This window comes from Alteromonas sp. AMM-1, from assembly GCF_047290655.1.
GTDB lineage: Bacteria > Pseudomonadota > Gammaproteobacteria > Enterobacterales > Alteromonadaceae > Alteromonas > Alteromonas mangrovi.
This window is the reverse complement of sequence record NZ_JBLBUE010000117.1, coordinates 1-11,079: the sequence shown is the minus strand read 5'-3', so window position 1 is coordinate 11,079 and position 11,079 is coordinate 1. Positions and strand designations below refer to the sequence as shown.

The 11,079-nt window shown below is 44.7% G+C and carries 10 protein-coding genes; 5 read left to right on the top strand and 5 right to left on the bottom strand.

Going from position 1 to position 11,079, the window contains the following annotated elements; translation table 11 throughout:
* Nucleotides 1-415 precede the first annotated feature (415 nt).
* From ACLR2L_RS15135 to ACLR2L_RS15120, 4 genes are all read right to left on the bottom strand, one after another.
* Nucleotides 416-730, bottom strand: coding sequence for a helix-turn-helix domain-containing protein (locus tag ACLR2L_RS15135; RefSeq protein WP_413369225.1), 315 nt, complete (start codon nt 728-730; stop codon nt 416-418).
* The gene (locus ACLR2L_RS15130; protein WP_413369224.1) at nt 717-1,049 is read right to left on the bottom strand and encodes a type II toxin-antitoxin system RelE/ParE family toxin; all 333 of its coding nucleotides are present in this window, start codon (nt 1,047-1,049) and stop codon (nt 717-719) included. Before ACLR2L_RS15130 ends, ACLR2L_RS15135 begins: the two co-directional genes overlap by 14 nt.
* A gap of 96 nt (nt 1,050-1,145) precedes the next feature.
* Complete coding sequence (locus tag ACLR2L_RS15125; RefSeq protein WP_413369222.1) at nt 1,146-1,619, bottom strand: hypothetical protein; 474 nt, start codon at nt 1,617-1,619, stop codon at nt 1,146-1,148.
* Between the two features lie 83 nt (nt 1,620-1,702).
* Nucleotides 1,703-2,383 carry a hypothetical protein gene (locus ACLR2L_RS15120; RefSeq protein WP_413369220.1) on the bottom strand — a complete coding sequence of 227 codons (681 nt, stop codon included), beginning with the start codon at nt 2,381-2,383 and terminating at the stop codon, nt 1,703-1,705.
* Nucleotides 2,384-2,878: 495 nt separating this feature from the next.
* Between ACLR2L_RS15120 and ACLR2L_RS15115 the strand changes: the two genes are divergently transcribed.
* The 3 genes from ACLR2L_RS15115 (at nt 2,879) to ACLR2L_RS15105 (ending at nt 7,974) form a co-directional block, all read left to right on the top strand.
* Nucleotides 2,879-5,446, top strand: a complete 2,568-nt coding sequence (locus tag ACLR2L_RS15115; RefSeq protein ID WP_413369218.1) for a putative bifunctional diguanylate cyclase/phosphodiesterase — start codon at nt 2,879-2,881, stop codon at nt 5,444-5,446.
* Between the two features lie 153 nt (nt 5,447-5,599).
* On the top strand, nt 5,600-7,495 hold the full coding sequence (locus ACLR2L_RS15110) for a propionyl-CoA synthetase (protein ID WP_413369216.1): 1,896 nt from the start codon (nt 5,600-5,602) through the stop codon (nt 7,493-7,495).
* 155 nt (nt 7,496-7,650) lie between these two features.
* The gene (locus tag ACLR2L_RS15105; RefSeq protein WP_413369214.1) at nt 7,651-7,974 is read left to right on the top strand and encodes a DUF3392 family protein; all 324 of its coding nucleotides are present in this window, start codon (nt 7,651-7,653) and stop codon (nt 7,972-7,974) included.
* A 61-nt stretch (nt 7,975-8,035) separates the two neighbouring features.
* Here the strand turns inward: ACLR2L_RS15105 and ACLR2L_RS15100 are convergent, their stop codons facing one another.
* A complete protein-coding gene (locus ACLR2L_RS15100) occupies nt 8,036-8,716 on the bottom strand; it encodes a cytochrome b/b6 domain-containing protein (protein WP_413369212.1) in 681 nt (226 codons plus the stop codon).
* Nucleotides 8,717-8,967: 251 nt separating this feature from the next.
* Here ACLR2L_RS15100 and dapB point away from each other — a divergent pair, with 251 nt between their 5' ends.
* On the top strand, nt 8,968-9,771 hold the full coding sequence (gene dapB, locus ACLR2L_RS15095) for a 4-hydroxy-tetrahydrodipicolinate reductase (protein WP_140959986.1): 804 nt from the start codon (nt 8,968-8,970) through the stop codon (nt 9,769-9,771).
* Nucleotides 9,772-10,065: 294 nt separating this feature from the next.
* Nucleotides 10,066-11,079, top strand: a 1,014-nt coding sequence (gene carA, locus ACLR2L_RS15090) for a glutamine-hydrolyzing carbamoyl-phosphate synthase small subunit (protein ID WP_413369210.1), incomplete at its 3' end; no start/stop codon positions are given.

The following is an 11,079-nucleotide window of genomic DNA, read 5'->3' as shown; positions in this document are numbered from 1 at the left end:
CCTGATAGGGAGGTAGTAGAAATAGCCATTTTGCTGCACCCAAAGATGAGTAATAGATCAAAATGGGGGATCGGTGTCAAGAAAAATAAATCAGTTAATTAGGTGCGGAATGACGGTTAGGTTTGAAGAAATTATTATTAAGAAAACAGGTTATAGATATAAATTAACTGCTTATGCAAAAGAACACGATTTTTCTACAGGCAGTAGTTATATATGTTCCGATATTGGAACTTTAATCGAAATTGCTTCTAAACATAAACACATTATGTTTTTAAGTTAGCATGGCAACAGCTGTTTTAATTGTGAGACTACAGCTATTTTTTAGTTGAAAACTATAGCTTGTTGATCTTTGCTTTTTAATTGGCTTTTTTCGTGTTTTCGTCCATGGCTAGCGCAGCGAATGTAAATGCGTTTATTATAGCTCGGCGATGTGCGACAACGTTTCTGGGTGTCGCTGTACTAGTTTGAGTAGCGTAATTGCCTGGCCATTAGGTGAACTTCTGCCCTGTTCCCAATTTTCCAGAGTACGAGCTGAAGTGTGAAGTAAACGAGCAAAAACACCACGTGACATATTAAATTGCTCCCTAATATTTACGATTTCACCTGGAGAGATATTCAATTCACTTACATCGTTAACTTGATGGGTCTTTAAAGTTAATTTGCCCTCTGAATGCTCCTTGGCTTCAGTCAAAGCTGAGCTTAACTCAGAAAAAAGGTTACGGTTGTTCATTACGCCATGCCTCCATAAAAGCTTTTAGCTGTTTCTTCTGTTCTGCATTTAAATCAGACATTTCATTTTTGCCGTATATGGTTAGCAGATAAAAACGCCTCTTCTCGTCAAAGTAATAGTATATGACACGCGAACCACCGCGTTTTCCTTTGTCTTTGCCTGCCACTCGAATTTTTCGCAAGCCACCGGTTCCTTGGATTACATCTCCCTGTTTTGGGTTAGCCATTAGATCTGCTTGGAAAAGTCTAAATTCTTCCTCGCTGATATAGTTATCCCGGAACTTTTCAAAAATTGACGATTCAATAAATACACTTTTCATCCAGTAAGTGTACGTAAGTTACGTACAGAAGGCAATTTCTATACGCAATTTACGTACAGACTATTGAGGAGTGAAGAGAACCAGGGTGATGAGACTTCAAAAAGGGGCGCGGTTTTGTTGCGTCCCATTTATTTGATTTTTTATGTGCTCCGCTGCGGCTAGCATAGTAGCGCTTAACATTGACCCATCAATTTTGACGCTGATCGTTTTACCTTCGTTGTACAATAGCGCGCATAGGTAGATATCGCCTTTAAATGGAATAATAATCGCGAAAATATCATCGGTAGGCGGCCCCCAATCCAGTACTTGAAAGTTGAAGCGAATTTCATGATCAAGAATTTGGTTATATCTTTGCTCAAGGGTGTCACCAGGCAGTAAATTATCTGACTTTAAAAGCTCATCAGTTCTATTTGTATCTTCAGCGGATACTTTCAGTGTACTAACAAATTTATAGTGAGCATTGTCAATTTTTGTTACGTTCTGACCAGCAATATATATGTCGGCAATTTCAAGACCGCTTTCTTGTCCAAGAAAATCGATAGCAAAACTACATTTATTTCCAAATAGCATGTTTGTCCTTAAGCGGATAACGCCGACAACACCGGGCGATCGAAGCGAAGTCCAGCACGAAGCCGCTTTTTTGCAATGGGCGACTATGCTTGTCTTTGTTCTACGCCATATTCCACATAATTTAAATTGCCCACTTTAACTGATTGTATTTCAGGGCTGTGTTGTTGGGCTTGCTTTAGCTGTAAATCATTTAGCAATAGTCTATTCAGTTCTTTTCTGAAAGCCCCGCTCTGAAAGTCAATTATCCATTGTTTATGCTCATAAGATATTTCCACGCTAACGCCACCCAGAAACCCTTTCTTTATTTTGTTCTCTGAAATCAATTGCTTTTTGAGATCTATATCGATTTCGAAGCCACTACTTATAGGGAAATAAGTTTGAACATGATTTGCTATTTCAACCAAGGAAGATGAAAACTGAGTAGGATTAAACCAAACTACTACTTCACTGTACGTTCCGTTAGTTATATTCGCTTCAAAAAGTGCTTCAAAACCAAGCTTAGAATCTGTTTTGCCACTGAGGGCGTAATATTTTTCATGACCTTTCAATTTAAGCTTGTTCTTAAACGCTCTTATACCAATATGTTGTCCTTTGGAAATTCCGTAAGGGCCGTGAATGACAAATTCTTTTGGTAATTCACCAAAATCAGACTCGAAAAGTTCAAGTAATGACCCAACTAGAGCTGGCCGGTTGATGCCTTCTTGTTCTTTCCCAATAGCAAAGAATTTAAAAGCAACTATTTCCTCACTTTTATTAAAAAACATCCGTCAATCTCGATTGGTACATAACAGCTTATTACTCAGACTTCATAGTAACACCCGTTTCCCTTGAAAAACCATATTCTGTGTTTTGATGGGCAAGGTAAAATGTATGTTTCACATACAAAGATGCAGATTGAGACAGGAGCCAGTACAAATCTCACTGCTTCCGAGCAATAACGGCAATACCAGTACGAATTGAGTTCTTCTTTTTAGCTTTTTCAGGTAACGCTAAAGTTGATTCAAATAAGGCTTACAGCAGGATAGCAAAGTGCCTGCCTTGTGCTTATTACTTAAAATTTGCATCAATTGCGTTGTTGTTCATCCTACTGTTTACGCTAAATTTACCTGATTTTTGCTGATTTTCTGCACAACGTTGGTAAATTTAAATTTTGTTTCCTATTATTAGATTAGCGTCATTCGCCAGGACTTTTGTCGACAAGTATTACACGCTGCTGATTTAAATTTCACAGTGCGCGTGCCATTTTAAACGAGTACAACGTGTCGGATATTCAGGATCAGAAACCTCAAAACGTACTTGAGTCATTACCCGGCGTAGATCTTAGGGATATCACCGAACAACTGGTGTCTCTTGCTAACGGTGCGGGTGGGGCTATTATTTCACTTGCAGACGATCTTACGCCTCTGCACGTGGTGTATTGTTTTGTTGGTCACAAGGCTACCGCAACGCAATCTATCCACTTTATTGCCAAAGCCAGGGCGGCACCCCATGCTGATTTCCTGGACATTACATCATTACATATCGATCGCGTTGTATTCGAATCACAGTATGTACTTTCTGCACGTTTAATACGTTACCCCGATGACCTGCGTGTAGGCTGCATTGTGTCATTTAACGAGCCGGATCGGTATTCAGCGCCGCTGGTTGAAGCCGCGTTAAATATTGCCGCGGAGCGTTTGAGTTTTGCACTCACTCAGCATTTACACAGTGTGTGCCCGGCCTTACAAACCAACACAAAATTGCATCGCAAACTGGATTTACTCAACGAAATAGGTGCAATCTCAAAAACCGGTGGCTGGGAAGTTGAACTGGCTACCGGAAAGGTGGTGTGGACCGACGAAATGTTCGCGCTATATGGCTTGCCGCCAGGTACGCCAGTTACCATTGAAACCGCGATGACCTATTTTCCTCCTGAGTCGAGAATTGCCATTGAGGAGGCATTTAACCGGGTTATCAAAGAAGGCAAGGAATATTGCCATGAGGGGTTTCTGAACCGAGTTGATGGGCAGTCGATTCGGGTTAAAGCGACGGGTAAAGCGCGTTATAAAAATGGCTGGGTAACGCACATTTACGGCGCATTAGAAGACATTACCGAGGCATACCGGTTACTTGAAACTGAACACAATAACACCGCGTATCTGTCGGCGATTCTGGACAATCTGAATGATGCCGTAGTTACCATTGATGTGTCAGGAAAGATCCTCACAGCTAATAAATCCCTCGCGTCTGTCTTTGGCTATTTGCCAGCAGAAGTGATAGGTAAGAACATAAAAATACTCATGCCTGAGTCTTACGGTAAATATCATGATGACTATATCCATCATTATGTTGAAACCGGGCAGGCCAGAATCATTGGCATTGGCAGAGAGTTAACTGGCAGGCACAAAAGTGGAGCTGAATTTCCAATTGAACTGTCGATTTCAGAAGTGATTCAGCACGGCCAGCGACAGTTTGTGGGTATTGTTAAAGATATCACGGAGCGCAAGAAAGCCATTGAGGATATCTACAACGCTGCCTACTTTGACGCTATGACCCAATTACCTAACATGCGGTCATTCGAGAAAGATCTGGAGCGTTTGTTAAAGCAGTCTGCCAGTCAGTTCCGTTCAGTGGATATCTACTGTTGCCTGATTGATATGGATAACTTTACGCAATACAACCTGTCGTTTGGCAAACACGTTGGCGATGCTATTTTAAAAACGCTGGGTCTGCGGCTTAAAAAACTCTTACCAGCAGAGCTAACCCTTTACCGGGGCATTGGTGATAATTTTATGATTTTATCTACCACGCCTATAGACAACGAGACAAAGCAGTCCGGTGTGTTACTCGATAGTATTGAATGGGAATGCCACAAGCAAATTTCTGCGCCGCTCACTATTTCCAAATTAGTCCACAATGTCACTGCCGCCATTGCTTCGTGTCGTTTGGAGGCCAAAAAAGCGACCTACGAAAAGATCAACGGCGTACTTACGTTTGGCAAGAAAAGAGCTAAAAAGCAAGGGCCTGGAGGCATGCTTGCGTTGGATAAAACGGCATTTGACGACTACGATCGCTATCAGGAAATTTCTCACTCATTTGCCCGCGCCTTAGAAAATCGCGAATTTTACCTGATGCTGCAGCCTCAGTACGACGCCAGCGAGCAAATCATCAGTTCAGAAGCCCTGATCCGTTGGGAACATCCTGAACTGGGATTCATTAGTCCGGCTGAATTTATCCCTGTCGCTGAAGAGAGTGATGCCATTATCGACATTGGTAACTGGGTAATGGACGAAGCATGCAGATTGCTGCGTCATTGCTATGACCAGGGACTGCGAACGCGTATCGCGGTGAATATTAGTGGGCGGCATATTGTGCGTGCAGATTTTGCCAAACAGTTACTGGATACGGTGAATAAATGGCGTGTGAGTCCGGATATGTTAATGCTGGAAATTACAGAAACCACACTGATAAGCAGCGTTGAATTAGTCAGGGAGCGTATGGAATCACTGGGGCACGAAGGGTTTTCGTTCTCAATTGATGATTTTGGTACCGGCTATTCGAGTTTGAGCTACTTAAAAGAGCTTCCCATATCTGAATTGAAGATAGACAGGTATTTTGTTGATGAAATTACCTTTCAAGACGAAGATGTGCCGATTGTCGACTCAATTGTCAATCTGGCTCATGCCCTGAATGTGAGTACTGTTGCCGAAGGTATAGAGAATGCATTTCAGTGGGAATACTTAAAACACCGCGGTTGTAGCTATTTTCAGGGATTTTATTTTTCTAAACCACTGAAAGAAGATGCCTGGCTAGACAAAGTGCTGGTGAGTGAAAACGTCTTAAGTTAGGCGGTTGATAAATAGCCATAATAAGTAAAATTGTCGACATATAAGCCCATAGTCTTATGCGCATTTTTCTCATTTTCTATTAATGTAATGGCACAGTGAAACTTTCAAAGCATGTTTCAGAACTGCCATAAAATAATTAGGAAATGCACGCGTATGTCATACCAAGCCGAATATCAGCGTTCTATTGAACAACCAGAATTATTTTGGGCAGAACAAGCCCGCGCGTTACCCTGGTACACCGCACCACAAACCATTTTGAGTCAGGACAACGACGGTATATATCACTGGTTTGACGACGGTGAAATGAATACCTGTTACATGGCCGTTGATTACCATGTAGAGCAGGGGCGAGGTGATCAAACCGCCATCATCTACGATTCTCCGGTTACCGGAACCAAGCAAACACTGAGTTATGCAGAGTTACAAAATCAGGTTGCTTTGTTTGCCGGTGTACTGCAAAGCCAGGGAGTAGAGAAGGGCGATAGGGTTGTTGTGTACATGCCAATGATCACCGAAGCGGTTGTGGCTATGCTGGCTATTGCGCGTCTTGGTGCGATTCATTCGGTGGTTTTTGGCGGCTTTGCACCTCATGAACTGGCGGTGCGAATTGAAGATGCTGAACCTAAACTAATTGTAACCGCCTCATGCGGAATAGAAGTGGCAAAGGTGATTGAATATAAGCCACTTGTCGACAATGCGATTGAACAATCTTCGCATAAACCACAAGCTTGTATAGTACTGCAGCGGCCACAGGCAAAGGCTGCACTTGTTGCTGGCAGAGACATCGACTGGCATGACGCCATGGCAGCAGCCACACCAGCGGATTGTGTTTCGGTAAAAGGTACTGATCCGCTTTACATTCTTTATACCTCTGGCACAACTGGAAAGCCAAAAGGCGTGGTACGTGAAAACGGCGGACATGCTGTTGCGCTGAAGTATTCCATGTCAGCGGTATACAACATGCAGCCCGGCGACGTGTTTTGGGCCGCATCCGATGTAGGTTGGGTGGTGGGTCACTCCTATATTGTTTACGGCCCGTTATTACACGGCTGCACTACCGTTGTTTATGAAGGTAAGCCGGTGCGCACACCCGATGCCGGTGCGTTCTGGCGTATGGTGGACGAGTATAAAATTAAAGCCCTGTTTGCCGCGCCAACGGCGTTCAGAGCGATTCGCAAAGAAGACCCCGAAGCGGCTGAATTGAGCAAATACGATATTTCATCGCTGGACACTATATTTATGGCTGGTGAACGATTGGATCCGCCCACGTATTTATGGACTGTTGATAAAACCGGTAAGCCGGTGGTAGACCACTGGTGGCAAACCGAAACTGGCTGGGCAATTTGTGCAAATTTGATGGGGGTTGAGCCAAAACCGGCAAAACCGGGTTCTTCAACGTTACCCACACCAGGATTTAATGTGCAGGTTCTGGATGCACGCGGTAATGAGTTACCGGCCGGTGAGCAGGGCGCCATTGCCATCAAGTTGCCGTTGCCGCCAAGTTGTCTGGCTACCATTTGGGGCGACCTTAATCGGTTTAAATCTGGTTATCTTAGCGATTTCCCTGGTTATTATTGTTCAGGCGATGGTGGTTATAAGGACGATGAAGGCTACGTGTTTATTATGGGGCGCACCGATGACGTAATTAATGTGGCCGGTCATCGCCTGTCTACCGGCGAAATGGAAGAGATTCTGGCGGCACACGATGCAGTGGCCGAATGCAGCGTCATTGGTGTGCATGATCCCTTAAAAGGGCAGGAGCCGGTAGGGCTCGTGTTATTAAAAGATGGTTACGACATCGATCACGACGATCTGCAAAAAGAGCTGGTTGCCATGGTTAGGAAGGAAATTGGGCCTATTGCGTGTTTCAAACGGGCTGTTGTAGTACCGCGATTGCCGAAAACCCGGTCGGGTAAGATTCTGCGCAAATTATTGCGTCAGATTGCCGCTAATCAGGAAGTTGCAGTGCCATCTACAATCGACGACCCGGCAAGTGTGCCGGAAATCGAATCCATTATGAAAGCGCAAGGGTTGGTGGCGTCAGAGTAACTCACAATCGCCTTACCATTTGGCGTTTTACTTTCAACATCCAACAGAGTGCGTTCTCTGTATTGGCCGGTATGCTTTACCGGCCTTTTTTTATTTTGACAGTAAGCGGCAGGCCTTTCAGAATACGCCAAATTACTGAGGTTGGAGTTGTTGAGTTGTCTGCCTATACCATCCACATTAGCCATATTCTGGCTGAATATTTTGACGAAATGAGTCTGATGCTGTTGGCTACCTTACTGGTGGTCTATGGCGATATCATCAATAAGCAGGTGAAACGCACTCTGGCGCCTTATCACTTCGTGATCCGCTGTATATTGTTTGTGGTGCTATGCGCCTTTGGATATGGCGCATTAACCGTGTACGGTGCACCTTTCGTGCATCACTTATTCAATTATATTGGTTATGAATATCGTGGACTGGCGTTCGTTGTAGCGTTTTTTGCTCTTGGACTGGCTGCCGAAAGACGACGTTACATTTAACAGGCGGCTTATTCGTTCCAGTTACGATACAAAGGGGCAATGTGCCCCTTTATTGCTTTGATTAATAGAAAAATTCTTCAACCACAGGTTCAGGTGGCAATACTTCAATTACCCAATACATCAGTGCAATAACAACCAGGGCCAGTATGGCTGCCAGCACTAAGCGCGATGAGCTGATGCCTGGGGCGTTAGTGGACTTTTTGCCGTGTAGCATAGCGGGTACCAGTAATTGCTGCTTGAAACGGGCGTAAAACACCACCGCGCCCACGTGCAGCACTATGGCGGCTAACAACACATTAAATGCGGTGTGATGTATCGCATTCATTATGTCGCGTGTGGCTTCGGATACCGCGTCGTAATATGGGCCATTGTTAACAATATCGTCGGTAATAAACAATCCGCTGATACCTTGTAAGGCAACTAACAGTAGTAACGCAATGACCATCCAGCCTCCCAGCGGATTGTGGCCCGCGTGTTCTTCGGAGTGCTTGTTTCCCAGTGTTTTTGCATAAGCAATGACTTTACCCGGACCGGTTACAAACTGGCTGAACTTCGCGTAGGTTGTGCCGATAAATCCCCAGCAAAGGCGGAACAAAATGAGTCCGAGAGTGAAATAACCAATCTTAAAATGCCAGTCGATGGCATCAAATACTTCTGCTGTCAGGTACTGAGCAACAATACAGGCTACCAGCAGCCAGTGGAAAAGCCGGGTAGGAATATCCCAGATAAGACGTTTTTCCATAAGTACCACTCCAATTAACTCAATTGATAAAAAACAAAAGCTTGCACGAGATATTGTGGTCAGGCAACGCTGATTACCGCAAAATTTGATCTATCACAGTACAAATTCATCTCGATGAACGCGTATTCACGGTTTTCATCTCGGTCAGCTTCGGGCACAATTTGCGCACATACAACAACACGTGCCAAATCACTTTCGGGCACAATGTATCAGGCATAATTGGTGTTTTTAATTGTTTAGTAGGATTTTTCATGAAAGTAGGTCTTTTTGGCGCAAATGGTCGAATGGGGCGCGTGCTTATTGAAGCATTGAATGAGCACGAACAAGCCAGTTTATCGGCAGCCAGTGTGCGCGATGATTCCCCTTGGATTGGTATGGACGTGGGCGAACTTGCGGGTATTGGAAAACTCAATACCGCGTGTGTAGGCATGTCAGGTCTCAATCCTGACGATGTGGATGTGATGATTGATTTTACCCTGCCTGCCGCGTTTGAAAGCAATCTTGCCTGGTGTGTAAAGCATGCTAAACCGGTTGTTATTGGCACAACCGGGTTGTCGGATACACAACTTGTCAGTCTTGCCAATGCCGCGCAATCGATTCCTGTGGTGTTTGCTGCAAACTACAGTGTTGGCGTTAACCTTATGTTATCACTGGTAAAACAGGCCGCAAGAGCATTGGGTGCCACTGCCGATATCGAAATTATTGAGGCGCATCATCGGTTTAAACTGGACTCGCCATCAGGCACTGCAATGGCCATTGGCGAGGCGATTGCAAGCGAGTTGGGGCGCGATTTAAAATCGTGTGCAGTGTATGGCCGGGAAGGCAAAGAGCCGCCCAGAGACCACAATACTATTGGCTTTGCAACGGTAAGGGCAGGCGATATTGTAGGTGAACACACCGCATTGTTTGCCGACATCGGAGAGCGCCTTGAAATTACGCACAAGGCGTCCAGTCGGCTTACGTTTGCTCGCGGTGCAGTGCATGCTGCCTGCTGGCTGGCCGGTAAGCCTGCGGCCCAATACGGCATGAATGATGTACTTTCGCTGCAAAAATAAATACCATTATTAATACTTTTGGCGTGTTTAAGTGTTTTTTGGCGTAAAGTGGATATTTTTGCAATTTTTGTGGATTGGATTAGACCTTTTGGAATAGTTCAGATATAATCCGCGGAATTTGCCAAAATTTTGCGCTTGAAAAGTGCTTAGCCTTGATTTGGCTGGTACGCAGCGCAGTTTAATTAGCTGCAAATAATTGTAAACGGGAAGTAAGTATGTCGTTACCTCCCGTTTTTTGTGAGTGTTTATCGTGACTGGCATAAACTCTCGGTTATCCTTAATTTGGAGGTTGACTTGGCTAATTCCGCCCTGTTGGTATTAGAGGATGGTTCTGTTTTTAAAGGAACTGCGATTGGTGCGCAAGGCGTGTCTGTTGGTGAGGTAGTTTTTAACACATCAATGACCGGCTACCAGGAGATCCTGACTGACCCCTCTTATGCTGAACAAATTGTAACTCTAACTTATCCCCACATTGGTAACACAGGTACTAACCAGGAAGACGTCGAATCCGACAAAATCTGGGCAAGAGGCCTGGTGATTCGCGATCTACCCTTAGTTGCCAGTAACTTTCGTAATGAACAAACCCTGTCTGATTATTTAAAAGCTAACAATATTGTTGGTATCGCAGACATCGATACACGCCGCCTCACGCGTATATTGCGTGACAAAGGTGCGCAAAATGGTTGCATCATGTGTATCGACTCGCTTGACGAAGCCGAAGCGCTTTCGAAAGCCAAAGCTTTTCCCGGCTTAAAAGGCATGGACTTAGCCAAAGTGGTTTCTACCACTGAAACGCAGCAATGGGATGGCAGCGTATGGGAACTGGGCACTGGCTATAAAACAGGTGCTGATTATAAATACCACGTTGTTGCCTATGATTACGGTGCCAAACACAACATTCTGCGCATGTTGGTAGACCGTGGCTGCAAATTAACTGTAGTGCCTGCACAAACTCCGGCGGAAGATGTGCTGGCGATGAATCCCGATGGCGTGTTTTTGTCGAATGGCCCTGGTGACCCTGAGCCGTGCGATTATGCCATCAAAGCCATTAAGACCATTGTTGATACCGGACTGCCGGTATTTGGTATCTGTTTAGGCCACCAGTTGCTGGCCCTGGCCAGTGGCGCCAAAACAGTAAAAATGAAGTTTGGACACCACGGTGCCAACCACCCGGTTAAAGATCTCGAACGCAACGTTGTGATGATCACCAGCCAGAACCACGGTTTTGCGGTAGACGAGTCATCGCTGCCTGATACCCTGAAAGTGACCCATATTTCATTGTTTGATAAATCCCTGCAGGGCATTCAT